The sequence below is a fragment of the Aminobacter niigataensis genome (genome assembly GCF_946995915.1).
GTDB classification, from domain to species: Bacteria; Pseudomonadota; Alphaproteobacteria; order Rhizobiales; family Rhizobiaceae; genus Aminobacter; species Aminobacter niigataensis.
In genome coordinates this window covers 1,471,131-1,495,200 of the sequence record NZ_OX341517.1, presented here as the reverse complement: position 1 = coordinate 1,495,200, position 24,070 = coordinate 1,471,131, and the positions used below count along the sequence as shown (strand labels likewise).

At 63.7% G+C, this 24,070-nt stretch carries 28 protein-coding genes; 9 read left to right on the top strand and 19 right to left on the bottom strand.

Going from position 1 to position 24,070, the window contains the following annotated elements; genetic code table 11:
- Positions 1–23: 23 nt before the first annotated feature.
- Positions 24–194 carry a hypothetical protein gene (locus O1Y97_RS07260; RefSeq protein WP_318763591.1) on the bottom strand — a complete coding sequence of 57 codons (171 nt, stop codon included), beginning with the start codon at positions 192–194 and terminating at the stop codon, positions 24–26.
- A gap of 153 nt (positions 195–347) precedes the next feature.
- Here O1Y97_RS07260 and O1Y97_RS07255 point away from each other — a divergent pair, with 153 nt between their 5' ends.
- Positions 348–1,757, top strand: a complete 1,410-nt coding sequence (locus tag O1Y97_RS07255) for a sensor histidine kinase (protein WP_318764163.1) — start codon at positions 348–350, stop codon at positions 1,755–1,757.
- 4 nt (positions 1,758–1,761) lie between these two features.
- Here O1Y97_RS07255 and O1Y97_RS07250 read toward each other — a convergent pair whose 3' ends face one another.
- The gene (locus tag O1Y97_RS07250; protein WP_108606690.1) at positions 1,762–2,214 is read right to left on the bottom strand and encodes a hypothetical protein; all 453 of its coding nucleotides are present in this window, start codon (positions 2,212–2,214) and stop codon (positions 1,762–1,764) included.
- A gap of 19 nt (positions 2,215–2,233) precedes the next feature.
- Entirely contained in the window at positions 2,234–2,560 is a 327-nt protein-coding gene (locus O1Y97_RS07245; RefSeq protein WP_183262556.1) for a DUF883 family protein, read from the bottom strand.
- A gap of 121 nt (positions 2,561–2,681) precedes the next feature.
- Here O1Y97_RS07245 and O1Y97_RS07240 point away from each other — a divergent pair, with 121 nt between their 5' ends.
- Complete coding sequence (locus O1Y97_RS07240) at positions 2,682–3,794, top strand: AI-2E family transporter (protein ID WP_318763590.1); 1,113 nt, start codon at positions 2,682–2,684, stop codon at positions 3,792–3,794.
- A gap of 3 nt (positions 3,795–3,797) precedes the next feature.
- On the opposite strand, the gene O1Y97_RS07235 is transcribed toward O1Y97_RS07240, so the two are convergent.
- The gene (locus O1Y97_RS07235) at positions 3,798–4,559 is read right to left on the bottom strand and encodes a Crp/Fnr family transcriptional regulator (protein ID WP_108606685.1); all 762 of its coding nucleotides are present in this window, start codon (positions 4,557–4,559) and stop codon (positions 3,798–3,800) included.
- Between the two features lie 133 nt (positions 4,560–4,692).
- Here O1Y97_RS07235 and O1Y97_RS07230 point away from each other — a divergent pair, with 133 nt between their 5' ends.
- On the top strand, positions 4,693–5,076 hold the full coding sequence (locus O1Y97_RS07230) for a response regulator (RefSeq protein ID WP_318763589.1): 384 nt from the start codon (positions 4,693–4,695) through the stop codon (positions 5,074–5,076).
- Here the strand turns inward: O1Y97_RS07230 and O1Y97_RS07225 are convergent.
- The gene (locus O1Y97_RS07225) at positions 5,062–5,610 is read right to left on the bottom strand and encodes an RNA polymerase sigma factor (protein ID WP_108606683.1); all 549 of its coding nucleotides are present in this window, start codon (positions 5,608–5,610) and stop codon (positions 5,062–5,064) included. The genes O1Y97_RS07230 and O1Y97_RS07225 overlap by 15 nt on opposite strands.
- Positions 5,611–5,616: 6 nt before the next feature.
- Positions 5,617–5,814, bottom strand: coding sequence for a NepR family anti-sigma factor (locus tag O1Y97_RS07220; protein WP_108606682.1), 198 nt, complete (start codon positions 5,812–5,814; stop codon positions 5,617–5,619).
- 201 nt (positions 5,815–6,015) lie between these two features.
- Here O1Y97_RS07220 and O1Y97_RS07215 point away from each other — a divergent pair, with 201 nt between their 5' ends.
- From O1Y97_RS07215 to O1Y97_RS07195, 5 genes are all read left to right on the top strand, one after another.
- Positions 6,016–6,810 (top strand): response regulator, encoded by a 795-nt coding sequence (locus O1Y97_RS07215; RefSeq protein ID WP_108606681.1) that lies wholly within the window; start codon positions 6,016–6,018, stop codon positions 6,808–6,810.
- 75 nt (positions 6,811–6,885) lie between these two features.
- A complete protein-coding gene (locus tag O1Y97_RS07210; RefSeq protein ID WP_108606680.1) occupies positions 6,886–7,050 on the top strand; it encodes a DUF1328 domain-containing protein in 165 nt (54 codons plus the stop codon).
- 219 nt (positions 7,051–7,269) lie between these two features.
- Complete coding sequence (locus O1Y97_RS07205) at positions 7,270–8,235, top strand: sensor histidine kinase (RefSeq protein WP_245439666.1); 966 nt, start codon at positions 7,270–7,272, stop codon at positions 8,233–8,235.
- Positions 8,236–8,332: 97 nt separating this feature from the next.
- Positions 8,333–8,653, top strand: a complete 321-nt coding sequence (locus tag O1Y97_RS07200; protein ID WP_318763588.1) for a hypothetical protein — start codon at positions 8,333–8,335, stop codon at positions 8,651–8,653.
- A 170-nt stretch (positions 8,654–8,823) separates the two neighbouring features.
- A complete protein-coding gene (locus O1Y97_RS07195) occupies positions 8,824–9,069 on the top strand; it encodes a YMGG-like glycine zipper-containing protein (protein WP_108606677.1) in 246 nt (81 codons plus the stop codon).
- 79 nt (positions 9,070–9,148) lie between these two features.
- On the opposite strand, the gene O1Y97_RS07190 is transcribed toward O1Y97_RS07195, so the two are convergent.
- The 4 genes from O1Y97_RS07190 to xylF all read right to left on the bottom strand — a co-directional run bounded on the left by O1Y97_RS07190 (position 9,149) and on the right by xylF (position 14,207).
- On the bottom strand, positions 9,149–10,750 hold the full coding sequence (locus O1Y97_RS07190; protein WP_108609691.1) for a CHASE domain-containing protein: 1,602 nt from the start codon (positions 10,748–10,750) through the stop codon (positions 9,149–9,151).
- Between the two features lie 114 nt (positions 10,751–10,864).
- Positions 10,865–11,653, bottom strand: coding sequence for an ATP-binding cassette domain-containing protein (locus O1Y97_RS07185; RefSeq protein ID WP_318763586.1), 789 nt, complete (start codon positions 11,651–11,653; stop codon positions 10,865–10,867).
- A gap of 21 nt (positions 11,654–11,674) precedes the next feature.
- Complete coding sequence (locus O1Y97_RS07180) at positions 11,675–13,027, bottom strand: sugar ABC transporter permease (RefSeq protein ID WP_318763585.1); 1,353 nt, start codon at positions 13,025–13,027, stop codon at positions 11,675–11,677.
- A 139-nt stretch (positions 13,028–13,166) separates the two neighbouring features.
- Positions 13,167–14,207: a D-xylose ABC transporter substrate-binding protein gene (gene xylF / locus O1Y97_RS07175; RefSeq protein ID WP_108606674.1), complete on the bottom strand. Its 1,041-nt coding sequence runs from the start codon at positions 14,205–14,207 to the stop codon at positions 13,167–13,169.
- Positions 14,208–14,456: 249 nt separating this feature from the next.
- On the opposite strand from xylF, the gene O1Y97_RS07170 reads away from it, so the two are divergent.
- Positions 14,457–15,707: an ROK family protein gene (locus tag O1Y97_RS07170; RefSeq protein ID WP_318763584.1), complete on the top strand. Its 1,251-nt coding sequence runs from the start codon at positions 14,457–14,459 to the stop codon at positions 15,705–15,707.
- Positions 15,708–15,742: 35 nt separating this feature from the next.
- Here the strand turns inward: O1Y97_RS07170 and O1Y97_RS07165 are convergent, their stop codons facing one another.
- The 9 genes from O1Y97_RS07165 to pstC form a co-directional block, all read right to left on the bottom strand.
- On the bottom strand, positions 15,743–16,465 hold the full coding sequence (locus tag O1Y97_RS07165) for a ferric reductase-like transmembrane domain-containing protein (protein ID WP_318763583.1): 723 nt from the start codon (positions 16,463–16,465) through the stop codon (positions 15,743–15,745).
- Positions 16,462–16,923 (bottom strand): hypothetical protein, encoded by a 462-nt coding sequence (locus tag O1Y97_RS07160; protein ID WP_318763582.1) that lies wholly within the window; start codon positions 16,921–16,923, stop codon positions 16,462–16,464. The genes O1Y97_RS07165 and O1Y97_RS07160 overlap by 4 nt, the downstream gene beginning before the upstream one ends.
- Before the next feature lie 75 nt (positions 16,924–16,998).
- On the bottom strand, positions 16,999–17,811 hold the full coding sequence (locus O1Y97_RS07155) for a L,D-transpeptidase (RefSeq protein ID WP_318763581.1): 813 nt from the start codon (positions 17,809–17,811) through the stop codon (positions 16,999–17,001).
- 328 nt (positions 17,812–18,139) lie between these two features.
- Complete coding sequence (locus O1Y97_RS07150; protein ID WP_108606670.1) at positions 18,140–18,562, bottom strand: hypothetical protein; 423 nt, start codon at positions 18,560–18,562, stop codon at positions 18,140–18,142.
- A 277-nt stretch (positions 18,563–18,839) separates the two neighbouring features.
- Positions 18,840–19,529: a phosphate regulon transcriptional regulator PhoB gene (phoB, locus tag O1Y97_RS07145; protein WP_108609689.1), complete on the bottom strand. Its 690-nt coding sequence runs from the start codon at positions 19,527–19,529 to the stop codon at positions 18,840–18,842.
- Between the two features lie 97 nt (positions 19,530–19,626).
- Entirely contained in the window at positions 19,627–20,331 is a 705-nt protein-coding gene (phoU, locus tag O1Y97_RS07140) for a phosphate signaling complex protein PhoU (RefSeq protein ID WP_108606668.1), read from the bottom strand.
- Between the two features lie 40 nt (positions 20,332–20,371).
- The gene (pstB, locus tag O1Y97_RS07135; RefSeq protein ID WP_108609688.1) at positions 20,372–21,193 is read right to left on the bottom strand and encodes a phosphate ABC transporter ATP-binding protein PstB; all 822 of its coding nucleotides are present in this window, start codon (positions 21,191–21,193) and stop codon (positions 20,372–20,374) included.
- 24 nt (positions 21,194–21,217) lie between these two features.
- Entirely contained in the window at positions 21,218–22,534 is a 1,317-nt protein-coding gene (gene pstA, locus O1Y97_RS07130; RefSeq protein WP_108606667.1) for a phosphate ABC transporter permease PstA, read from the bottom strand.
- Positions 22,531–23,997 carry a phosphate ABC transporter permease subunit PstC gene (pstC, locus tag O1Y97_RS07125; RefSeq protein WP_318763580.1) on the bottom strand — a complete coding sequence of 489 codons (1,467 nt, stop codon included), beginning with the start codon at positions 23,995–23,997 and terminating at the stop codon, positions 22,531–22,533. Before pstC ends, pstA begins: the two co-directional genes overlap by 4 nt.
- Positions 23,998–24,070: the final 73 nt, after the last annotated feature.

Genomic DNA, 24,070 nt, shown 5'->3' with positions numbered 1-24,070 from the left:
AATCGTCTTTTACGGACTTCTACTTAGCCCGGCGTGGCGGTCGTCTGGCTGGCGTTTTGATCGATCATCTCGCCATAGAATTCCGCACCGCCCCAAGCCGCGAAAGCGAGAAACAAGCCCGCCAGGAGCACCAGCAACACATGACGGCCGCGCGTTCCCTGTCGCGCCTTCTGCGCTGGAATGATCTTGGTCATCGCTGTTCTCCCTTCTGGTTGGATAGGGCTAACGGCAGTCTCCCGGCATTGTTCCCGGGCTAAGGCCAAGGCTTTTCAAGCAGGCCTCACCCGTTTAGGTTCCGTGCTGGCGAGGGGGCGGTCGTGCAGGACAACAAAAGCATCGAAGCTGATGTGGTCGACAACACTCAAGGCGACGCGGGCGTCGGCAGCACGTTCGAGGCGCCGGGCGACGCAGATTTCGACCGGCTGACGAGCCTTGCCGCAGCGCTCCTTCACGCGCCCGCAGCCGTGCTTGCTCTCGCCGATCAGGCCGGCGTGTTGTCCTTCCACTCGCATTTCGGCATCGACGCCGACCAAGCGGCCACAGCCATTGCCACCGAGCCCGGTTCGCCGGCAGCCGCCTTTGCCTTCCACCTCGCCGTGCCGATCGTCGTGCCTGGCCGTGAGGTCGGATCGCTCGTGGTGCTCGACCGCGAGCAGCGCTCGGCGCCCGACCCGGCACAGCTCCGGCAGTTGGAGGCGCTCGCCTCGCTCGCAGCAAGCCTGATCATGCTGCGCGACAGCTCCCTGGCCGGCGCACGGGCCGAGGCCGCCCTGGTGCATGCCGAAACCCGCCGTGCCGTGGCGCTGCAAGCGGCAGCGCTGGCAAGCTGGGTCTGGGATCCGCGCACCGGCGTCGTCGAATGCGATACGCTCCTGCCCGAGCTCTTCAACATGCCCCCGGCCACAAGAATGCGGGCGCGCGACATCGTCGTTGCCATCGACCGGCGCGACATCGACAAGACGCGCAAGATGTTCCGCGAAGCGCTCGAAGGCAGCGACGACTATTCCGGCGAATACCGCATCAAGGGTACCCATCCGCCACGCTGGCTGGCGGCCCGCGGCCGCGTCGTCGAGCGCGACGCCGAAGGCCGGCCGACACTGGTGTTTGGCGTCAACTACGACATCACCGAGCGCCGCCACGCCGAGGAGCGCCAGCGCCTGCTGCTGCGCGAGATCAACCATCGGGTCAAGAACACGCTGGCGACGGTGCAGGCGCTCGCCAGCCAGACGGTGCGCTATGCGCGCGAGCCGCGCGAATTCCTCGACGCCTTCAGCCAGCGCCTTCGGGCCCTTGGCCTCGCCCACGGGCTTCTGTCGGAATATGAGTGGCGCGGCATCGGCATCCGCGATCTCGCCAGGCTGGAACTCAGCCCGTTCGATGACACCGATGCGCCGCGCATTTCGATTGTCGGCCAGGATGCGCTGCTGACGCCCGACCAGGCGCTGGGCTTTGCCCTCATCCTCCACGAACTTGCCAGCAACGCACTGAAATACGGTGCGCTGTCGGTACCGCGGGGCAAGGTTTCCCTGTCATGGACCATCAAGGGCGGAAAAGGCGCAAAACGCCTGAACCTGGAATGGATGGAAAGCGGCGGACCGGAGGTCAGCCCGCCCGAGCATCATGGCTTCGGATCAATCCTCATCCGGCGCAGCCTGGCCAAGGTGATTTCGAGCGAGGTCCGGCACGAATTTCACCCCGAAGGCGTGCGTGCGGAGATTTCCATGCCGTTCGGCGAACCTGCCGAAAGCACCCCATAGGCATTCATTCGCCGGCCGGCCCGTCGCCGTCGTCGGACTTTCTGTTCTCGCGATAGATCGCATAGGCGGCCAGCGCCACGACCGGCCCCAGCACCGCACCTATGCCGCCCTTGCTGCGCAGCAATGTCGGCAACAGGGCCACGGCAGCCGTCGTGCCGAGCGCGGCGATGTCAGTACGCCGACGCTTCCGGTCTGCGCGGGCGCGGGCGCCAGCGGCGAGCTTGTGGATGAGAAGGATCAGCCCGGCGAGCACCAATAAGCCGAGGCCGAAGCCCAGAGCCGCCTCGATGTGGCCAAACCGTCGTGCCGCCCAGACGAAGGCGGCCCCGACAAGGAAGCCCACTCCGCACAATGCGGCCAGCCCGGCGGCGAGGTAGGCCACCGCTGCCCTGCGGGTTCGCCGCAGGGCAAGTGTCGTCTCGCCGGTGGCGAAACCCGCAATCAGCGATGCCAGCATGTGTCCCCCGGCCAACCGACTAGCGCCGCGCCAGCAGCGCGATGAGGAAGCCGACGCCAGCGGCGATGGCCAACGACGTCACCGGCTTTTCGCGCACGGTCGCCATGAACTGTTCTTCGATGTCCCTGGCGTTGGCGCGCAAGGCCTCGACGGCAGCGTCGCTTTGCGCCTTCAGCTGGTCCGCACCTTGTGCCGCCGCCCGTCGCGCGGCGCCATAACCGTGCTCGCCGGTTGCCGCCAACTGCTTGGCGAGCGCTTCGATGTCGGCCTTCAATTGTTTGATGTCGGCCTCGAGGTCCGGGGGCGTCTTGGTGCCGTTGCCGGGCTTTCCTGCAGCTGTCGCCATGTCGATACTCCTTGCGTTCGATGGGGTCGAAACGCCCTGTGCGCCTGTCGGTTCCCATCGCCACAGGAACCATCGCCGACCGCCGGACGTTTTGCCAGTCTCATTCAGCTGGAAACCGTCGATGTCGAACCGCACCATGAAGAAGGCACCGACCGTTCGCCTGCCGCCAAAATCGAATTTCGAACTCTTGCTGGTGCGCGGCTCGCAGGTGTCGATAATTTTCGTCGGCATCATCGCCACCGTGTTCGCGCTTCACGCCGGCGAGTTCATCCTCACCCCCATCGGCCTCGGCGTCGTCATCGGCCTGATGCTGGGCCCGCTTGCCTCCCGGCTCGAGCATTTCGGCATCCCTCCGGCGCTGTCCGCGGCCGCTGTCGTACTGCTCTTCATCATTGCCGTCGGTGTCTTTGCGCTTCTGGTCGCGTCGCCGCTCAGTTTCTGGCTCCAGCGCCTGCCGCAGATATGGGCCCAGCTTGCCACGCAGCTGTCCGAATTGCAGGGGCCGCTCGAAACCTTCAAGAGCATGCGCGAGCAGCTGCGCCAGGTGACCGGCGGCGAAGGCGTGTCGGTTTCCGTCGACGAAGGCATGGGGGTCGAGACGATGGCAACGCTCGCCCCTGCCGTCATCGCCCAGGTGCTGCTGTTTTTCGCCAGTCTCTATTTCTTTGTCGCAACGCGCTACCAGACGCGCACAGCGATCCTCCGCATCTGCTTCAACCGTCGCCTGCGCTGGCGCGTCGCCCATATCTTCCGCGACGTTGAACAGCTCGTCTCGCAATATCTGCTGTCGATCACCGTCATCAACTTCGCCGAAGGCCTGACCGTCGGGATTGGGCTCTACCTTCTCGGCGTGCCCTCGGCGCCGCTCTGGGGCGCGCTGGCGATCGTCACCAATTTCGTTCCGTTCGTCGGCCCTTTGGTCATGGTGGTCATCCTGTTCGCCGTCGGCCTGACCGAGTTCGACACCATCGGCGCTAGCCTGCTGCCGGTCGCGCTCTATCTCGGCGTCAACACCATCGAGGGCCAGTTCGTCACCCCGATGGTCATCGGCCGAACGATGACGCTCAATCCCTTCGTCGTGCTGTTGGCCCTGGCGTTCTGGATCTGGCTATGGGGCGCCATTGGCGGCTTCATCGCCATACCGGCGCTGCTCGTCGGCTACGCCATCATCCGCAACGTGCTGCCGGGCGTGAACTGGGGCGTCGACGATCTGGACCGCCAGTACGGACGCTAGTCCTCAGAGCAGCGGGCGGACGCTTTCGTCGAGGCCGCTCCAGTCGGCAAGCGCCATCAGGCCGTCGATGTCGAGCACGGTGCATCCGCCGTCACGCCATTGCACCAGCTTGCGGTCGATCAGCTTGCGGATCGTCTTGTTGGTGTGGACCAAGGAGAGGCCGAGCGTGTCGGCGACATGCTGTTGCGTGATCGGGATCTCGACCTTCCTGGTGCCGTTCATGCCGACCTTGCGTGCCCGGCTGGCGATGAAAGCAAGGAGATAGGCCGCGCGCTCAAGCGCCGAGCGGCGCCCGATGCTCAAAAGGTTCTCGTCGAGCATGCGCTCCTCGCGCGCGGCGATCCAGGTGATGTCGTAGGCAAGGCCGGGATAGTCCCGATAGAGCTCCATCAGCCGGTCGCGCTCGAACATGCACAGTAGCATCGGCGAAAGTGCTTCGACCGAATGCTGCATCTCGCCCATCAGGCTGCCCTGAAGACCGATCATGTCGCCCGGCAGAACATAGTTCAGTATCTGTCGCCGCCCGTCCTCGAGCAGCTTGTAGCGAAAGCCCCAGCCAGACAGCACCGTGTAAAGGTGCGCGCTGTTGCTGCCTTCCGACAGCAGCGTCGCACCCTTGTCGGCGGCCAGTTCGCCGCGCTTGAAGCTGCTGACAAAGGCCAGTTCCGACCTCTCGAATTCCCTGAATACCGGCATCTGCCGCAATGGACAGCTTTCGCACGGAACCTGCCGCGTCATGTCGGTTGAGTCGCTCCGCGCTGTCATGCAAACTCCTGATTGTGCTCGCCAACGCCGCGATGTGACAAAGGTTCCAGACTGCTCCATCCATGTCTTTTTTAAATGACAGCGGCCTCGACAAACGCCATGTTCGGCTTCGATTCCTTGGAGTGTCCGCGACGTGCCAGCCCCGCTTTCAGGACTGCGTATTCTTGTGCTTGAAGACGAGGCACTGATCGCGCTCGATGTCGACCAGCTTTGCCGTGACCACGGCGCCGAGGACGTCATCCTCGCCGCCAACCTGCGCGAAGCCCAGCAGGCCGCAGAGCCTTATGATGTCGCCATCATCGACGTCATGCTCGACGGCGAGCCGACGCTCGACTTCGCCCGCAGCATCGAGGCGGCCGGCGTGCCCTTCGTCTTCGCATCGGGATACGACCAGCTCGACGAACTCTTTGCCGGCTTCCCGGGTGTCCGGCTGGTGAGCAAGCCCTACTCGGGCGAAGACCTCGTCGAGGCCGTCGTCGCGAGCGTCCGCAAGCTCGCGAGTTCAGCTGACAGTTGACCCCATGACCTGGGCCGCGATCGCGTCCGGCCCATAGTCGGCTTCGCCCGAGATATCGAGGATCTCCTGCAGCCTGTTGCGGGCGCGGCTGACGCGGCTCTTGATCGTACCCACGGCGCAACCGCAGATTTCCGCCGCCTCCTCATAGGAGAAGCCCGACGCGCCAATCAGGATGATCGCTTCGCGCTGGTCTTCGGGAAGCTGCTCCAGCGCCTTGCGGAAGTCGTCGAGGTCGAGCCGTCCCGGCTGGCTCGGATGCACCGCGAGGCGCGCCGTCAGGAGGCCGTCGCTGTCTTGCACCTCGCGTCCGCGCTTGCGCATCTGCGAATAGAACTCGTTGCGCAGGATGGTGAACAGCCAGGCCTTCAGATTGGTGCCGGGCTGGAAGCTCGACTGCTTGTCCCACGCCTTGACCAGCGTTTCCTGGACAAGGTCGTCCGCCCTGTCGGCGTTCTGCGACAGCGACATGGCAAAGGCCCGCAGGCCAGGGATCGCCGCGAGCAAGTCGCCTTTGAAACCAAGGGATGCTGCCATGCCTGGTCAGTCCTTCTGCTGTGCGGGTTCAGCTTCTTCCAGCTGGCTGAGCAACTGCGCGAAACGATCCGGCACGTCGTCGGACACCAGTTCATCATAATATTGTTTGAGTTTTCTGCCGATTTCGGAGTTGGCCCCAAGAGGTTCGCCATCGCGGCGACGAATCGGCCCGGCGCTGCTGGCGCCACTGCTCTGCCTAGTCATATGCTTGCTTGCCCTTTTACACCGTCAGACGTCCCGCTCCCGATACTGACGGCGCGCAACAACCTTGTCCGGTTTCCCGAATTTTGCACCCAACTCCCCAAATGCGGATAGGTTCCACGTAAGAGGAACTTTTGCACAGGCAACGCGTTGTGGCACGCTTCCACGAAGATATGACAGCATCACATGAGGGAAACGTCGAATATGACCCTATCCACGAGAATTGCTCCACACCTGCCCTATCTCCGCCGCTTCTCGCGCGCCGTGTCGGGCTCCCAGGGAAGTGGGGACGCATTGGTGGCCGCGATGCTCGAAGCGCTCATCGACGACATTGACGTGTTCCCCTCCGCCTCCAACGACCGCATTGCGCTCTACAAGGTCTTTGCCCGTCTCTTCACCTCGGTATCGATCCGGGTACCGCAGGAATCGTCGCCCCTGGCCTGGGAAAAGCGTGCCGCGGCCAATCTGTCCGCAATCGCCCCACGCCCACGCCAGGCCTTCCTTCTTGTCGCCGTCGAAGGTTTCAACGACATCGAGGCGGCCGAGGTGCTCGACACCGACCAGGAAGAATTCGCCCGGTTGCTGCAAGAGGCGAGCGGCGAGATTTCGCGTCAGGTCGCAACCGACATCCTGATCATCGAGGACGAACCGCTGATTGCCATGGACATCGAGGAGATGGTGGAAAGCCTCGGCCATCGTGTCGTCGGAACGGCACGTACGCATGCAGAGGCTGCAGCGCTGTTCAAGCGGACACGGCCGCAGATGATCCTCGCCGACATCCAGCTGGCCGACGGCAGTTCCGGCATCGAGGCCGTCAACGAGATGCTGGCTGCAAGGCCGTTGCCTGTCATCTTCATCACCGCCTTCCCCGAGCGCCTGCTGACCGGCGAGCGTCCCGAGCCGGCGTTCCTCGTCACCAAGCCCTTCAACCCCGAAATGGTCAAGGCGCTGATTAGCCAGGCATTGTTCTTTGACAGGCAGGCAAAGGCTGCGGCATAGCCCTTTTTAGCACCGCCCCAGGGAACCAACCTTGGGGCGGAACGTTTTTCATCTATCATTTGAAGGAGATAGATCATGCTCTATTGGGCGCTCGTATTCCTTGTCGTTGCGATCATCGCCGGCGCCCTTGGCTTCGGCGGCATCGCCGGAACTTCGGCCGGCATCGCGCAGATCCTGTTCTTCGTCTTCCTCGCCTTCCTGGTGATCTCGCTCATCGCGGGCCTGTTCAGGCGCGCATGATCGCCTCGGCAAGATGAAGCACCAATCCCAAACTGGAAGCCGGCCCCCTCAGTCGGAATCCAGCGCCGCCGGGTAGCGCTCCTTCTTGAAGCGCTGCCCGGCGGTACCGTTTCAGCAGCATCGGAGTGTGCGCATCGCGTCGTCACCGCAAGCTGAAAAACCCGTGAAGGCGGCTCGTCTATGGCCAATCCCTCTCCATCGATGGGAAAAAGTTCCAGGTTGGACGCCGCCTTCTTCCATGCCTCCCGCAATGCCGGCATCGCCGTTCTGTACCAGGACCGCAAGCTGCGGACTGTCTGGTCACACAACCTCCAGCCGCCATGGGAGGAAGTCATCGGGGGGCACGGAAGCGACCACAACCTGCTTCCGGCGCAACAGGCCGACCGGTTGGTCGCGGCCAAGAAGAACGCCATCGCCACCGGCAGTTCCGGCGGCCTCGAGATCAGCCTGGCCGACAAATCTTCCGGCATGCGCTGGTTCGAAATCTGCATCGACGCCGACCGCTCGGCCCGGGGCCAGGTTCAGGGCGTGGTCGTCACGGTCATCGAGACCACCGAGCAGAAACTGCGCGAGCAGACACTCAAGGCGCTCTTACGCGAGGTCAGTCACCGCTCCAAGAACCTGCTCGCCATCATTCAGAGCATCGCCAGCCAGACCGGCCACTATTCGACTTCCGTCGACGGCTTTCTCGAGCGCTTTCGCGGCCGGCTCCAGTCCATCGCCTCATCGCAGGATCTGGTCACGTCGTCCAACTGGCGCGGCGCCGGCTTCCGAGAGCTGGTGATCGGCCAGGTCGGCCGCTACAGCATTGACACCGGTCAAGCTGTGCGGATCTCCGGCGACGACCCCTACCTCAATCCCAACGCTGCCTTGCACATCGGCCTCGCCGTGCATGAGTTGGCCGTCAACTCGGCGAGTTACGGCGCGCTTGCCCACAACGGCGGCTATGTCGAGATAACCGCCGTTGCAGCTCCGGATGCTGACGGCGAGGTGCACATGACCGTTCGCTGGACAGAGGCGATAGGCCCGGTTCCAGACAGCGAGTCGCGCAAGAAGCGCTTCGGCAGTGTGGCGCTAGAGCGGGTCGTCCCCGCCGCGCTCAACGGCAGTGCCAAACTCGAGATCGGTCCCGACAGGCTGGAATATCGTCTGGTCATGCCCAAGGCCAATTTCGAACTGGAGTGACCGGGCTCCTCGCTCGGTTGGTTTCAATCGTTTGAGCTACCTGCCAAGGCGGAACTTTTGACCCTACCTCCTCGTTTCTTGGCGAAGGTGGTTTGCCATGGAACACATCGCAGCACTTCTGTTGGTTATTTCCTGCTCGCAGGACCTGTCCGGATGCCGTGAGATTCCGGCACCGACGCCCTTGTTCGAGGTCTACGAGGATTGCCAGGCCGCGTTGCCCAAGGCCGTGAGTATGCTCGCGCCGCAGCATCCCCGGATCCTCGCCAAATGCCTTGAAGTCGACCCGGCGCTTGAGGATGAATACAACCAGCTGACCTGGAACGTGCTGCCGAACGGCATGCTCGACGCGTCGCTTTCCGTCTCCAGCGTCGTTGCCGTTTCCGAGCCGGCGCAACCGGGGGAAGCGTATCTTCATTGACCGAATCGCAGCGCGGATTTTCACGGCCGTTGCCGCAGCCCCCATTCCGCGCGCCTGCCTGCTGCCCCTAACTGATTGAATTTACGTACTGCCTCGAAAAATGATTCCGCATTTCGAGGCGATGCGCTAAGTGTCGAACGGGACGATGTTAAAGTGAGAGGACTGATTGAATGAAGAAGGTTATTCTTGCGATTGCAGCCGTCGTTGCAATCTCCGGCTGCACCACCACCGAACGTGACGTTGTGACCGGCACGGGCGTTGGTGCAGTCGCTGGCGCCCTGATCGGCGGCGGCAGGGGCGCGGTCATCGGCGGCGCCGTCGGCGCGGCCTCGGGCCTTCTGGTCCGCAACCTGCGCAACGGCTACTGCGAGTATCGCAACAGCCGCGGCCAGATTTACACTGCGCGCTGCCGCTAAGGCGGATGGCACGAACAAATCGCCCGGCGCCGGCTCTGCCCGTCGCCGGGCTTTTCTTTGCCTCAAGCGTAGCCGCCGCTCAGCCGCGGTAGGGAATATCGATCTCGACCCTCAAGCCGTCGGCCGCATAGGACCGCTCGATCTTGCCGCCCAGTTCGCGCGTGATGTTCATGTCTATCAGCTTGGTGCCGAAGCCGATCTTCTCGGGTTTCGTCACGCCATTCTGGTTACGCTCCATCCAGTTGAGCAGCAACCGCCGCCCCTTGCCCTTGCCGGACAGCCGCCAATCCACCTTGAGCCCACCGACGGAATTGTCGCCGTCGCCATATTTCAGCGCGTTGGTCGCCAACTCGTGGAAAGTCAGCCCCAGCGCCTGCGTCGTCGTCTCGTCCAGTTCGACCAGGTCCCCCTTCATCATGTCCTCGGGCAATTCCTTGCCGAACACCTGGCCGAGTTCGATGCGCAGCAACTCGCCCAAGTCGGCCTTCTGCCAGCGCGAGCGCGTCAGCATGTCCTGGGACGCAGCCATCGCCTGCAGCCGCGCCGAAAAGGACGCCGAGAACTCATCGATGTCCTTCGCGCCTGAAGCCGTCTGGCGCGCCATGGCCAGCACCCGCGCAATCGAGTTCTTGATGCGGTGCTTCATTTCCTGAAGCATCAGGTCCTTTTCCAGCAGGCTCTTCTCGCTCGCCTCATGAAGCAGCGTCGCCGCCTCATAGGCACGCTGCTGGTAGCGGGCCACAAGCGCGATGGAACCTGCAAGCACAAGTCCGAACAGACCAAGCATCAACGGTGCCGTGCTTGGCGACGGTGGCACGAAAGCAGTGCTCGGCCTGAAATTGATCGTCCATTTGCGGCCGGCCACATTGGCTTCGCGCGTCACCGAAAAATCGTCGCCATAACTGGCGTCGGGCGGCGCTTGCGAGCGGAACAACAGCGTGTCGTCATCCCTGGTGCCGTCGAACACTTCAACCGCCAGCGGCAGCAGCGGAGCCTTGCCCAGCGCCGCCTGGAACAATTCGGCAGAGCGGAAGGCGACATAGAGCAAACCGGCGGGTGCCGCACCCGCGCCTTCAGGCCGGTCGACGCGCGCGAAAACCAGAATGCCAGGCTGCCTGGCGTTGTCACCCTGGCCGAGCAGCACACGTCCGGTCGCCCGTGGCTCGCCTTGCGCCGCCATTGCCGATTCGATTGCGCTCCGACGCAGCGGATCGGTCGCCATGTCGAAACCCATCGCATCGAGGCTGGCCTTGCTCATCGGCTCGAACAGCACGATCGGCGTCCGCCACTGCAGCTCGGTTTGCGGGAAAGGCGCCCGGTCGATGCCGTAGCCGTCCTTCAGCTCGCGCGTGATTGCGTCGCTGTCGGCACTGTTGATGAACCTGACGAAGCCGATGCCTCGCAGGCTGGGGAAGTTCCGTTCGGCATCGAGCGATTCGAAGTAGTCTCGAAACTCGTCGCGCGAGAGTTTGCCCTTCTGGGCGGCAAACATCGCCTGCGTCGCGTGCAACAGGGCAAGGTCGAACTCGACCCGGCCCTCGATGCGGTTGAGCGCATCATCGGCCACGGACTGGAACTTGATGCGGGCTGCCTCGACGGTTGCCAGATAGACGAGCGCCGCCATGGTCAGGCTAACCAGCGTGACTCCAACAAAGATCAGACTGGGGAAGTACTTTCTCAATTCCGGCCGGCTCGTGTCACCCTGCAACCATTAAAGCATGATCGCCAAAAGTGGGAACTGCTTTTCGCGATCATGCTTTTAACCAGGGTCGTACGCCGCCGGGAAGTTGGCAGATCAGGCCGCGATCTGCATCGCTCCCGGTCCGGGGATTGCGCCGGGCGGACACTTGCCGAGGATGATCATGCCGAGCACCTCGTCCTTGGTCACGTCCTGGGTACGTGCCGTGCCCACCACCTGGCCGTTCTTCATCACGCAGACGCGGTCGGCGAGGTCGAACACGTCGTGGATGTCGTGGCTGATCAGGAAGATGCCGATACCGTCGGCCTTGAGCTGCTTGACCAGTTCGCCGACCTGCGCCGTCTCCTGGGGCCCGAGGGCCGCCGTCGGCTCGTCCATGATCAGGATGCGGGCGTTGAACAGGATGGCGCGTGCGATCGCCACCGACTGTCGCTGGCCGCCGGAAAGCTTGCTCACCGGCTCCTTGAAGCGTTGGAAGCGCGGGTTGAGCCTGCCCATCACCTTGCGTGCCTCGGCCTCCATGGCGACGTCGTCGAGCGTGCCGTAGGCGGTCATGATCTCGCGGCCGAGGAACAGGTTGGCGGCGGCGTCGACATTGTCGGCCAGCGCCAGCGTCTGGTAGATGGTCTCCATGCCGTATTTCTTGGCGTCGCGCGGATTGGAGATCGCTGCCTCCTCCCCCCGGACCATGATCGTGCCGGCGTCGCGCTTGTAGGCGCCCGACAGGATCTTGATCAGCGTCGACTTGCCAGCGCCGTTATGGCCGAGCAGCGCCACCACTTCACCGGGATAGAGGTCGACCGAGGCATCGTCGACGGCGCGGATGCCGCCGAAGGCAATGGAGATGTTCTTGAGGTCGACGAGCGGGATACGGGTCTGTTCCATGATCTTGGCTCCCGGATTTCGTTAGACGCGCTTGCGGTAGAGCGTGTCGAGCCAGACGGCCACGACCAGCACCAGGCCGACGACGATGTTCTGCAGCGGCGTGTCGATGTTGAGCAGCACCATGCCCGACTGCAGCGACTGCATCAGCAGAGCGCCCAGCATGGCACCCGCAACTGTGCCGGCACCACCGGCGAGCGAGGTGCCGCCGATGACCGCCGCGGCGATGACCAGCAATTCATCCAGCGTGCCGAGAGAGTTGGTGGCAGAGTTCAGGCGGGCACTGGAAACCGCCGCGCTGATCGCTGCCAGCACGCCCATGATCATGAACACCTTCATGGTGATCCAGCGCGTGTTGATGCCGGCGAGGTTGGCGGCTTCGGGGTTGCCGCCGATGGCGAACACATAGCGGCCGAAGCGTGTGCGGTTGGTGACGAAGGTCATGACAATGCCCACGGCCACCGCGATCAGGACGGGAATGGCAATGCCATGGGCGATGAACAGCCCGCCTTCGGGGATCGTGATGCCATTGGCCTCGGCGTATCGGCGCACGATGCCGATCGGCCAGGGGTAGGAATTGGCAATCCAGATCGCACCGAGGATCACTCCGCAGGTAACGGCACCAAGAAATGCCTCGGCCCAGAGCGGCCGCAGCGGGAACTTGAACCGTTTGCGTTGCTGGCGACCGTTCAGCAGCGCGAGAACCACGGCCAGGCATGCGACAAGACCGACGATCCAGCTCCATGTCGCGCCGATGGCGCCCTGGGGACCACCGCCCATCAGTTGGAAGGTCGCATCGAGCGGCGCGATCGTCTGGCCACTGGTGACCCACCAGGCCGCGCCGCGCCAGATCAGCAATCCGCCCAGCGTCACGATGAAGGCGGGAACCTCCATATAGGCGATGACGAAGCCCTGCAGCGCACCGATCACCAGGCCGAGTGTTATGCCGATGGCAAGTGCCAGCGCCCAGATCCATGGATTGCCGAGTTCGAGACCGACGGTCCTGACCAGGAAATGCACCTGGGCGAAGCCCATCACCATACCGATCAGGCCTTCGGCCGAGCCGACCGACAGATCGATGTTGCGCATGACTATGACCAAAACCATGCCGGTGGCCATGATAGCCACGGCGGAAGCCTGTACCGACAGGTTCCACAGGTTGCGGAAGGTCAGGAAGGTGCGGCTGTCGAACTCAAATGGGTTGACGCCGAGGCGCAGGCTCGAAATCACCTGCAGTCCGATCCAGATCAGCAACAGCGCGCCGACCATGCCGAGCATGCGCGTATCGATCTCGGTTGCCTTGAGGAAACGCCCGATTGGGGTGAGCTCGGTCGTTCGCGCTCGGTCGGACGGCGCGTTGGTTGTCGTGTCTGTCATTGTTACCTCCCGACCGGATGGCCGTCTAAGCGGCAGCCGGTGTGCGCATGATAGGGTCAATCCGCCATGTCATGAAGCGGGCGCTTTTGAAAAACGCCGCGGCAAGCCGCGGCGTTTGACCGATCGGATGAAGCCGATCTTAGTTGCAGGCTGCGACCGAACCGGCCGCCACGCCCTGGCAGACCACGTCCTTGCCGACCCAGCCGGCGTCGATGACGACGTTGAGGTTTTCCTTGGTGATCGGAACCGGCGTCAGGAAGACCGAGTTCAGCTCGAGGCCGCCGGGCGTCTTGAACTTGGTGACGTTGGCGATCTCTTCCATCTTCTTGCCGTCGGCGAGCTGCGAGGCGATCTCGGCTGCGTTCTTGCCGAGTTCGCGCGCATCCTTCCACACCGACACGGTCTGGGTGCCGAGCGCGATACGATTGAGCGCGGCATGGTCGCCGTCCTGGCCCGAAACCGGAACCGAACCAGCAAGTCCCTGTGCCTGGAGCGCAGCGATCGCGCCACCGGCGGTGCCGTCGTTCGAAGCCACGACCGCGTCGATCTTGTTGTCGTTGGCGGTCAGGAACTGCTCCATGTTCTTCTGGGCATTGGCCGGCAGCCAGCCGTCGGTATAGGCCTCGCCGACATTCTTGATCTTGCCGGCGTCGACGGCTTCCTTGAGCACTTCCATCTGGCCCGCAAACAGGAAGTCGGCGTTCGGATCGGCACCGCTGCCCTTGATGAAGACGTAGTTGCCCTCAGGCTTCGCGGCGAACACGCCCTTGGCCTGCATGCGGCCGACTTCCTTGTTGTCGAAGGTCAGGTAGAAGGCGTCCTTGTTCTCGATCAGGCGGTCGTAGCCGACGACCGGAATGCCCTCGGCGACAGCCTTGTCGACGGCCGGGCCGATGGCGCTGGCGTCCTGTGCCAGGATGATCAGCGCATTGGCACCCTGCGAGATAAGGCTTTCGACGTCGGTCAGCTGCTTGGCCGGCGACGACTGGGCGTCGGCCGAAATATACTTGTCACCGGCGGCCTCGATGGCGGCCTTCATGGCGGCTTCGTCGGTCTTCCAGCGCTCTTCCTGGAAGTTCGACCACGACACGCCGACAACCTTGTCCTTCGCCTCGGCGACAGCCGAAAGCGATAGAGTCATGGCGACGCCCGCCAGAATGGCGGTGGTAAACTTTTTCATGATTTTCCTCCCTGCGCCCAACGGGCGCGCCTTCTTCGCGATAGCCCTTGGAGAAGCTCTTTTTTTCGAGCCTCGAAAAAATAGTGACTCAACCGCCTGTCGCTGTCAACATGGTTTCGCAACGCTTCCCTATTTTTTTCGGAGCTCGAAATAAATAAAGACATTTGCCCTCCGCTCTGTCACAATGGCTTGGCGCGATAGGGACTGCCGCTTAAGAAGGCAGCGCTTCGCCGGGAGGAAGACGAGCACATGTCGGTCGGCATACGTCACGACGATCTGAGACGACGCAATCGAGCTATGGTTATATCCGCAGTTCGTCGCGCCAGCCAGCCTTCGCGCACAGAGATTGCCGCCACCACCGGCCTCAGCCACTCCACCATATCGACGATATCGTCCGACCTCATCGCAGAGGGCATTCTCGCCGAAGCCAAGGGCTCCGAGCCGGTCTCGATGAAGCGCGGCCGGCCGCAGGTCGCCTTGACGCTGGAGCCCAGGGCGGCATCGATCGTTGCCGTCGTGCTTTCGCTCAACAGCCTGTCGGCCGCCATCATCGACTATGCCGGCAACACGGTCGTCGAGGACACCAGGCGGCTGGTGACCCAACGCATGCCGGCCGAAGCCCTGATCGACGAATGCATCGCCATGATCCGGCGTCTGATGGACCGCCTCGACACGACCGTCGGCCCGGTTCTACGCATTGCGATCGCGGTCCAGGGCATCACCGATTCCGGCTCGCGCAAGCTGCTGTGGTCGCCGATCACGAGACACGATGACATCCCTTTCGCCGACCGGCTCGAACAGGAGTTCGGCGTGCCGGTGACGGTGGAGAACGACTGCAACATGATCGCCGAGGCGTTGCGCTGGCGCGATCCCGTGCGCTATCGCGACGACTTCATCGCCATCCTTCTGTCGCACGGCATCGGCATGGGCCTTGTCATCAAGGGCGAACTGTTCACCGGCACGCAGTCCTCCGGCGCCGAGTTCGGCCACATGATCCATCGTCCCGACGGCGCGCTCTGCCGCTGCGGCCGCCGCGGCTGCATCGAGGCCTATGCCGGCAACTACGCCATCTGGCGCAACGCCAAGCTTGGCGACGAGAATGCCGAGCCGCTGGCCGACCTGTCCGACGACGACATCACGGCGCTCGCCGATGCCGCCCGCGACCATGACGGTCCCGAGCGCGAGGCTTTCCGCAAGGCCGGCGAAGCCATCGGCTTCGGCCTGGGCTCGATGTTTGCGCTGTTCGACCCGGCGCCGCTCGCCTTCGTCGGCGTCGGCGCCACGGCTTTCGACCTGATGGAGCCGCATGTGCTGTCGGCGATCGCCAAGACAGCCGGCGGGCTGCACTCGAAGGCAATCTCGTTCGATACCGAGCCCAATGAGGTTCCGCTCAAGCGCGAGGGCGCAATGATGCGCGCCCTGCTCCATGTCGATCAGGAGATATTCGCGGCCCGATTGGGCGGAGCCACCCCTGCGAGTGCAGGAAAGAACGTCGCCTAGCCGCGCCCGTCCGATGCGACTTTTGGCACGAGGGGTCACCTGGAACTGTTCCTTTTCTTGCTCCAGGTCGAACGGAAGGCCGCGACTCGAAGCAGGAGCACTGACAGCACCGCCGCCACAAAAGGCCACTGCAGCGGGTTCGGCTCCGGCATCGGACGATGGAAGCTCAGGAAGTGCATGAACAGGAAATAGGCCGTGTGCAGCAAGGCAAGTCCCCACAGCACGGTTGCGGCGTTCTGCAGAAACTTCCAGACCGAAGAACCGAGCATGCGGATTGACCGGTCGTTCGAGGTCGACATGAGCACGAGCGCATAGGCAAGGGCTGCAATCCCTGTCAGGTTGGCCAGACCGAAGCCATGCTGGAACATCACATATTCACCCGTCTGTGGGTTCATTTCGTAGCCGAAGAGCCGCGCGAAATCCCACTCGACCCAGCCTTCGAGTATGATGATCGTATGCACGGCCGCCAGAAGGGTCGCGTAGATGCCGGTCTCCCGCCGATAGGCCACCACCCGCAGCAAGGCGGGCCACAGGCGCGACAATGGCCCGATCGACATGGTGATCACCAGAAGCGCCAGCGATGCGTCCGCGAATGCACGGTTCCACCGGTGCATCGGGCTCCACTGCCCGTGAACGACGGCGAATGCATAGACCAGTGCGCCAGCAAGCCCGACAACCACAACATGACGAAGCAGCGTCCGGCGCAATAGAGAGGCTGGCTGACCGGCGCGGACGCGATCGCTTGGGATATCGGTCATTGCAGATACTCCGGTTGCATTGCGGCATCCACTCGACGAGCGCGTATTTCGCGCCATGACGCAGCAGTGAGGAACGCAATGCCGAGCGCTGAAATCAGGGGGCGGATCGGGTCGAACCACATCATCAGGAATTCGCCCCCGAACAGAAGCATGAGGATCTTGTTGCACGTCGGGCAGGCGATGCCGATGAAACCGGCCACGCCGCCGATGCCCGCGCGGCGCACTGAACAGACGGGTCGCCGCACGGCGACATAAAGCCCCGAGAGCGCCGACAGAACCACCAAGGCGGGCAGTTCCCAGCCCGCGACGGGGGTCATCCGGACAAACAGCGGATTGTCCCAGAGCGCCGAAACGGTGCCCAGCGCGGCAAAGCTCAGGATGGTCACGGCCACCCCCTTGAGAACGGCGCCGCCATGCCAGGGCCCTGAATGCGCCAAGCCGATGATGCGGTCATTCATGTCGTGTCTGCTCCAAGTTGGCCGGACGGCGCTTCGCAAGCCGGCCGGCGAGAACCTGCTGGGGTGACCGCTACATCAGCCGGCGGCTTGCGAAGCGCTGCCGCCGGCGACCTCGTGCGAATGGGGTTGGGTCGGATCGCCCAGCACGAGGATGGGCGACTGGCTCGGCACCCGTTCGTACAGATCGATGATGTCCTGGTTCATCAGGCGGACGCAGCCGCTCGAGACCGCCTTGCCAATAGTCCAGTACTCGGGCGTTCCGTGAACGCGATAAAGCGTGTCGACCTTGCCCTGGAAGACGTAGAGGGCCCGTGCTCCCAGCGGATTTTCGAGGCCGGGCGGCATGCCGCCACGGTCGGCGCCCCACTGGGCGAGATTTGGCTGACGCGCGATCATCTCGTCGGGCGGCGTCCATTTCGGCCATTCCTGTTTCCAGCCGATGCGGCCCCTTCCCGCCCAGGTGAAGCCAGCCCGGCCGAGCCCGACGCCGTAGCGCATGGCCTTGCCGTCCGGCTGGACGAGGTAGAGGTAGAAATTGTCCGTGTCGACGACCAGCGTTCCGACCGGTTCCTCGGTGACATAGTCGACCTGCCGCCGGTAATAGCGGCTCGGCACCTTGGTCAGGTCGATCGCGGCAATGGGGAACTTCTCGTTCGGCAGCGGGCCGTACATCGCAAGGGCATTGCTGTCGACGACAGGCGGCGGCGCCTTCTTGACCGGCGCACTTGCGGCCGGCACGGCCGCTTGTTGGGTGCTGACGCAGCCGGACACCGCAAGGGTCCCCAGGCCGGCTACGCCGGTGAGAAAACGCCGGCGGCTCAATGCCGAGCCACCTCCGGGCGTCGGCGCGGCGCCCGCGGCGCTCGTTTCAAAAGTGTTCCTAGGCATTGGCAGTCTCCTGGCACCATTTCCTGTATTTCGGGTGACACGCGGTCGTGGAGGTCGATGACCGGTCGTTGACCATGCGCATGCAGCCGCTCGGCACCGATCCGACGACCGGCGACGGCTCGTGCGTGCGGAAGCACGTCATCTAGCTGTTGCCGCGAGCAAAGCGCGGGCTCCTTGCGGGCTGGCGGGAATGCCAGCCGGCGGCGTCGCTACGGCGGACGCGCTCGGGCCTGGCCCAAGCGCAAGAGTTTCTCGGGAAGATCGTCCGTCTCCTCATCGCAACTGATTTCGGACGGCCTCGTCGGTGCGAGGGCCGAACGGTCAAAAATCAGGCAGCGATCGGAGGTCGAAGAAACGATGCGCTCGCCACGCGACGCGGCATGGGATCTGGGAGCCGCTTGCGAAGCATCGTGTGGATCGGTGCGGCAAGCTCGTCATGGGCCTGCCAGGCAGGGCAGTCGCCCAGGCAGTGTGTGCTGGTGCTGTGCTCGTCGGACGTCTCGCCGGTGCAGCGATCCAGGGAAGGCAAGCACCCATCGGGCGCGGCGATAACTTCCGCCTGCCCGGTTGTCACCGGCTGCGCGCCAATGTTCGTGCCTGCGGCCTCTGCCCGATCGAGGGGCAGTCCGTAAAGCATGGTGATCAGCACCAGAACAATGGCCGAGACAACGTTGCGCACAAGGCGCCAGCTAGCATGAAAATGGACAATTTTTGGTATCGATGACATCACGAAATCGTCATCGCAGGCCATTTAATCTACCGTTGCTGAAGAAGTTACCCATCAGCGACATGGATCATCAGTTGTTCCTGCAGAAAAACCATCCCGCCGCCAGAAGGTTTGCTTGCATCGGCATCGACACCAAAGCATCGCGACGCAGGCGAGCTGTCATGATCGAGTGCCAATCGCGCGGCCGCGCCGCCACCCTGGCGGAGCACAAATCGACGACGCGCCTACCGACCCGATCTGCTGCGGGCCGCAGCTTGCCTAGGCCCGCTTGTGGCCAGAACGAAACAACGGACGTCGACCGCTAATCCTCGCGGATGGCGTAGCCGGCACCGCGGATGGTGCGGATGACGTCGGGCATGCGGCCGTTGTTGACTGCCTTGCGCAGGCGCCCGACATGCACGTCAACGGTGCGCTCGTCGATATAGATCGTCTCGCCCCAGACATTGTCGAGCAGTTGACTGCGCGAGAACACCCTGCCCGGATGCCGCATCATGAATTCCAGCAGGCGGAACTCGGTCGGCCCGAGCTTGATCTCGCTCTTCTTGCGGTAGACCCGGTGCGACTCGCGGTCGAGCATGATGTCGCCGACCTTGAGGATAGACGACAGCACCTCGGGCTTGGCTCGGCGTAGCAGCGCCTTGACCCGCGCCATGAACTCGGGCGTCGAGAACGGCTTGACCAGATAGTCGTCCGCACCGGTCGAAAGCCCGCGCACCCGGTCGCTCTCTTCGCCGCGCGCCGTCAGCATGATGATCGGCAGGCGCTCGGTGTCGGGCCGCATCCTCAGCCGGCGGCACAGCTCGATGCCGGAAAGTGCCGGCACCATCCAGTCGAGTACCAGCAGATCGGGCACGTTTTCCTGGAGCCTGATCTCGGCTTCGTCGCCACGCGTGACGACTTCGACCTGATAACCTTCGGATTCGAGATTGTATCGAAGCAGCACGCCCAGCGGCTCTTCGTCCTCGACGACCATGACCTTGGGAGCGATCATCGGCTGTGCCTTTTCTTGGCGCATGACCCCGATCGGATCATGCGCGGATTAACTTGCCGCAGCGCCCCCGCGCCCCGCACATGCAGCGCTGAAGTGTTCAGGCCGACACTGCCGTCGTGGTCTCGTCGACCTTCGGGCGGTTGAGCGGCAATTGCGTGCCGGTGACCACGAAATAGGCGTTCTCGGCGACGTTGGTGACATGGTCGCCGATGCGCTCGAGGTTCTTGGCGCAGAACAGCAGATGCGTGCATGCGGTGATGTTGCGCGGATCTTCCATCATGTAGGTCAGGAGCTCGCGGAACACGGCCGTGTACTGGATGTCGATCTTCTGGTCGTCGTTGCGCAGTTCCTTCAGGCCTTCGGCCTGGCGCGCGACATAGAGATCGACCACGCCGCGGACCTGGCCGAGCACCAGCTGCGCCATCGCGTCGATGGAGTGCGAAAGGTTGCGCGGCGTCGGCGACTGGCCGACGGCACCGACACGCTTGGCGATGTTCTTGGCCAGGTCGCCGATGCGCTCGAGATCGCCGGCCATGCGGATGGCGCCGACCACGGCGCGCAAATCCTGCGCCATCGGCTGGCGCTTGGCGATCAGCGTGATCGCGCTGTTGTCGAGCTCGCGCTGCTTGGCGTCCATGATCGTGTCGTCGGCGACGACGTTCTGCGCCAGCGCCTGGTCGGACGAAAGCAGTGCGCGGATCGCACCTGCCACCATCGCGCCGGCCAGGTCGCCCATGTCGCGGATAACCTGGTCGACGTGTTTGAGTTCTTCGTCGAAGGACCGGACTGTGTGCTCGCCCATGGTGTGTTCCTCGTCTGATGCTGGTCGGAGCCGATATCGCTCAGCCGAAACGGCCGGTGATGTAGTCCTGCGTCCGCTTGTCGTCGGGGTTGGTGAACATCTTGTCGGTCGGGCCTTCCTCGACCAGATAGCCGAGATGGAACATCGCCGTGCGCTGCGACACGCGTGCCGCCTGCTGCATCGAGTGCGTCACGATGACGATGGTGTAGTTCTCGCGCAGCTCGTCGATCAACTCTTCGACCTTGGCGGTGGCGATCGGGTCGAGCGCCGAGCACGGTTCGTCCATCAGGATCACCTCGGGCGCAACCGCGATGGCGCGCGCGATGCACAGGCGCTGCTGCTGGCCGCCCGACAGGCCGGTGCCCGGCTCGTTGAGACGGTCCTTGGCTTCGTTCCACAGCGCTGCCTTCTGCAGGCTCTTCTCGACGATCTCGTCAAGCTCGGCCTTGTTCTTGGCGAGGCCGTGGATGCGCGGGCCGTAGGCGACGTTCTCGTAGATCGACTTGGGGAACGGGTTCGGCTTCTGGAACACCATGCCGACACGCGCGCGCAGCTCGACGACGTCGATCTTGGGATCGTAGATGTCTTCGTTGTCGAGCGTGATCTTGCCGCCGACACGGGCGCTGTCGATGGTGTCGTTCATGCGGTTGAGGCAGCGCAGGAAAGTCGACTTGCCGCAGCCCGAAGGGCCGATCAGCGCCGTCACCTGGTTCTGGCGGACATCGAGATTGACCCCGAACAGCGCCTGCTTGTCGCCATAGTGCACGGTGACCTGGTCGCCACGCATCTTGATGGGTTCATTGGGTCTGTTCATCTCGGCATTCACCGCGTCTTCGAGGGATTTCTCGGTCATGATGTTCATAGCAGGATGCTCCTTGTCCATGCCCTACCAGCGCCGCTCGAAGCGGCGGCGGAGGACGATGGCGACGATGTTCATGGCCATGAGGAAGATCAGAAGGATGATGATGGCGCCCGACATGCGCTCGACGAAGGCGCGCTCGGCCTCGTTCGCCCACATGTAGATCTGCACCGGCAAGGCCGTCGCCGGGTCGAAAGGCGTCTTGGGATAATCGGCGACGAACGCGACCATGCCGATCAGAAGCAGCGGCGCCGTCTCGCCGAGAGCACGCGCCAGGCCGATGATCGTGCCGGTCAGGATGCCGGGAGCGGCCAGCGGCAGGATGTGCTGGAACACCATCTGCATCTTCGACGCGCCGAGACCAAGCGCAGCCGACCGGATCGACGGCGGCACTGCGGCGAGTGCGGCACGCGTTGCGATGATGATGGTCGGCAGCGTCATCAGCGTCAGCACCAGTCCGCCGACGAACGAGGCCGAGCGCGGCAGGCCGAGGAAATTGATGAACACCGCCAGGCCGAGCAGGCCGAAGACGATCGACGGCACGGCGGCGAGGTTGTTGATGTTGACCTCGATCAGGTCGGTGAAGCGGCTCTTCTTGGCGAATTCCTCGAGATAGATCGAGGCGGCGACACCGATCGGCAATGCCAGCAAAAGCACGATCACCATCATGTAGATCGAGCCGATCAGGGCGACGCCGACGCCCGAGGTCTCGGGCCGGCTCGACGCGCCGTAGCTGAACAGCCCGGTATTGAAGTGCTCGGCCATCACGCCTTCGGCCTTGAGCTTGTTCATCCACTCGACCTGCTGGTCAGACACCTTGCGGCGGCTTTCCGGCACGTTGAGGTCGATCTGGCCCTTGTAGGCCGAGTCGAGATTGGCAGCCGCAAGGATGTCCACGTCCCGGGTCGTGCCGATGACCGACGGATCGGCCGCAACGATGGCCCTGAGCTGGACGCGCGAACCGTCCGACAGGAAGCCCTTGAGCTTGCGCACGGTGGCGCGGTCGCTCGGATCGATGCCGAGTTTTTCGATCAGCGCGGCCTCGGCGAGCTTGGGATAGTTCGCCGTGACCAGCACGTTCGGATCGGTCGCCCGCTTGTTGGACGGGTCGATGATCTTTTCGTCGAAATGGATCGGCAGCGTCACCGTCGTCTGCCAAAAGGCGGTGTAGCCCTTGGAGACGATCGAGGTCAGCATGACCCCAAGGAACGCCAGGCCGACCGCAATCGCCAGCACGCCATAGAGGCGGAAGCGGCGTTCGGCGGCGTAGCGTTTCTTGATGCCGATGTCGCGGCGCGGACGAGCCGCGGACGAGGCAAGCGTGTCGAGCGAAATATCGGTCATTCGTACTGCTCCCGGTACTTCCGGACGATGTAAAGCGCGACGATGTTCATCACCAGCGTCAGCGCGAAAAGCGTGATGCCGAGCGCGAAGGCGACAAGCGTCTGCGGCGTGTTGAACTCGAGGTCGCCGGTCAGCTGGTTGACGATCTTGACGGTGATGGTGGTCATCGCCTCGAACGGGTTGAGCGTCAAGTTAGCCGCGACGCCGGCTGCCAGCACCACGATCATCGTTTCGCCGATGGCGCGCGAGGCGGTCAGCAGGATGGCACCGACGATGCCCGGCAGCGCGGCTGGGAGGATGACGCGCTTGATCGTTTCCGAGCGCGTGGCGCCGAGTCCGAGCGAGCCGTCGCGCATGGCGCGCGGCACGGCGGTGATGATGTCGTCGGAGAGCGAGGAGACGACCGGGATCAGCATCACGCCCATCACCAGGCCGGCGGTCAGGATCGACTGCGCCTGGATGAACGGTGTGCCGCCGGCAAGTGCCGCGCTGATGTCGCGCAGGAAGGGTCCGAGCGTGACGAGGGCGAAGATACCGTAGACGATGGTCGGAATGCCGGCGAGCAGCTCGAGCGCCGGCTTGACCACCGCACGCACCTTGGGCGCCGCATATTCCGACATGTAGACCGCCGACATCAGGCCGATCGGCACGGCGACCAGCAGCGCCACGAAGGCGATGTAGAGCGTGCCGGCCAGCAGCGGGATCAGGCCGAACTGGCCTTCCGCGCCACCGGAGCCGGCGGCCGCGAAACGCGGATCCCACACCGTGCCGAAGAAGAAATTGGTCAGCGGGATCTTTTCGAAGAACGCGATCGTCTGGAACAGCATCGACAGCACGATGCCGATGGTCGTCAGGATGGCCAGCGTCGAGGCGCCGAGCAGGCTCCACAGCATCACCTTCTCGACATGGTTGCGTGCCCTGCCGCGCGGGGTGATGCGGCTGAGGCCGTAGACCGATCCGAGCAGGGCAAGCCCGATCGAAACGACCGCGACGATCATGTCGAGACGATCGGAGACGCGGTTGGCGTCTGCGGCGATCGGGATCATGTAGTCCTGGGTATCGGGCGCCAGCGCCACGCCCTTTGCGGCGAGCATCGGCTGCAGTTCGGCAAAAGTCTGGGGCAATGCGGCAAGCGTCTGGCTGTCGAGCCGGCGCATGCCGCTGGCAAGGCTCTTGACCAGACCCGCCGCGAGATCTTCATGCGCCACCGTGCCGTCGGCGATATCGGCAGGCAGGGCCGCATGGATATGGCTGTTCAGATAGGCGCTCGCGCCGATATCCCAGGCCGCGAGAAACAGGACGGCCGGAATGACGCCCGTGAGGAACGCCCACCAGCCATGATAATGCGCCCGCGAGTGCGGCTTGACCGTTCCGTCGTCCTGCGCGCGCGCCCTTTGCCGGCCGATCACGAATGCGATCAGCCCGATTGCGAGTACGATGGCGAAGACGAGCAGGAAAGACATGGGCCGGCCTCGGTGAATTCGGTTCTTTGTGCCGAACGGGACAGTCGGCAAAATATTCCACGGGGCGACGGAT

What these genes read in the sequence shown, in the direction of transcription:
- O1Y97_RS07195 (WP_108606677.1), top strand. Translation starts at nt 8,824, where the DNA reads ATGAAGAAGGTTATTCTTGCGATTGCAGCCGTCGTTGCAATCTCCGGC.
- O1Y97_RS07260 (WP_318763591.1), bottom strand. Translation starts at nt 194, where the DNA reads ATGACCAAGATCATTCCAGCGCAGAAGGCGCGACAGGGAACGCGCGGC.
- O1Y97_RS07180 (WP_318763585.1), bottom strand. Translation starts at nt 13,027, where the DNA reads ATGACAGACACGACAACCAACGCGCCGTCCGACCGAGCGCGAACGACC.
- xylF (WP_108606674.1), bottom strand. Translation starts at nt 14,207, where the DNA reads ATGAAAAAGTTTACCACCGCCATTCTGGCGGGCGTCGCCATGACTCTA.
- O1Y97_RS07215 (WP_108606681.1), top strand. Translation starts at nt 6,016, where the DNA reads ATGACCCTATCCACGAGAATTGCTCCACACCTGCCCTATCTCCGCCGC.
- pstA (WP_108606667.1), bottom strand. Translation starts at nt 22,534, where the DNA reads ATGACCGATATTTCGCTCGACACGCTTGCCTCGTCCGCGGCTCGTCCG.
- phoB (WP_108609689.1), bottom strand. Translation starts at nt 19,529, where the DNA reads ATGATCGCTCCCAAGGTCATGGTCGTCGAGGACGAAGAGCCGCTGGGC.
- O1Y97_RS07150 (WP_108606670.1), bottom strand. Translation starts at nt 18,562, where the DNA reads ATGGCCTGCGATGACGATTTCGTGATGTCATCGATACCAAAAATTGTC.
- O1Y97_RS07220 (WP_108606682.1), bottom strand. Translation starts at nt 5,814, where the DNA reads ATGACTAGGCAGAGCAGTGGCGCCAGCAGCGCCGGGCCGATTCGTCGC.
- O1Y97_RS07210 (WP_108606680.1), top strand. Translation starts at nt 6,886, where the DNA reads ATGCTCTATTGGGCGCTCGTATTCCTTGTCGTTGCGATCATCGCCGGC.
- O1Y97_RS07250 (WP_108606690.1), bottom strand. Translation starts at nt 2,214, where the DNA reads ATGCTGGCATCGCTGATTGCGGGTTTCGCCACCGGCGAGACGACACTT.
- O1Y97_RS07245 (WP_183262556.1), bottom strand. Translation starts at nt 2,560, where the DNA reads ATGGCGACAGCTGCAGGAAAGCCCGGCAACGGCACCAAGACGCCCCCG.
- O1Y97_RS07160 (WP_318763582.1), bottom strand. Translation starts at nt 16,923, where the DNA reads ATGAATGACCGCATCATCGGCTTGGCGCATTCAGGGCCCTGGCATGGC.
- O1Y97_RS07165 (WP_318763583.1), bottom strand. Translation starts at nt 16,465, where the DNA reads ATGACCGATATCCCAAGCGATCGCGTCCGCGCCGGTCAGCCAGCCTCT.
- O1Y97_RS07225 (WP_108606683.1), bottom strand. Translation starts at nt 5,610, where the DNA reads ATGGCAGCATCCCTTGGTTTCAAAGGCGACTTGCTCGCGGCGATCCCT.
- pstB (WP_108609688.1), bottom strand. Translation starts at nt 21,193, where the DNA reads ATGAACATCATGACCGAGAAATCCCTCGAAGACGCGGTGAATGCCGAG.
- O1Y97_RS07185 (WP_318763586.1), bottom strand. Translation starts at nt 11,653, where the DNA reads ATGGAACAGACCCGTATCCCGCTCGTCGACCTCAAGAACATCTCCATT.
- O1Y97_RS07155 (WP_318763581.1), bottom strand. Translation starts at nt 17,811, where the DNA reads ATGCCTAGGAACACTTTTGAAACGAGCGCCGCGGGCGCCGCGCCGACG.
- O1Y97_RS07200 (WP_318763588.1), top strand. Translation starts at nt 8,333, where the DNA reads ATGGAACACATCGCAGCACTTCTGTTGGTTATTTCCTGCTCGCAGGAC.
- O1Y97_RS07170 (WP_318763584.1), top strand. Translation starts at nt 14,457, where the DNA reads ATGTCGGTCGGCATACGTCACGACGATCTGAGACGACGCAATCGAGCT.
- O1Y97_RS07240 (WP_318763590.1), top strand. Translation starts at nt 2,682, where the DNA reads ATGTCGAACCGCACCATGAAGAAGGCACCGACCGTTCGCCTGCCGCCA.
- pstC (WP_318763580.1), bottom strand. Translation starts at nt 23,997, where the DNA reads ATGTCTTTCCTGCTCGTCTTCGCCATCGTACTCGCAATCGGGCTGATC.
- phoU (WP_108606668.1), bottom strand. Translation starts at nt 20,331, where the DNA reads ATGGGCGAGCACACAGTCCGGTCCTTCGACGAAGAACTCAAACACGTC.
- O1Y97_RS07235 (WP_108606685.1), bottom strand. Translation starts at nt 4,559, where the DNA reads ATGACAGCGCGGAGCGACTCAACCGACATGACGCGGCAGGTTCCGTGC.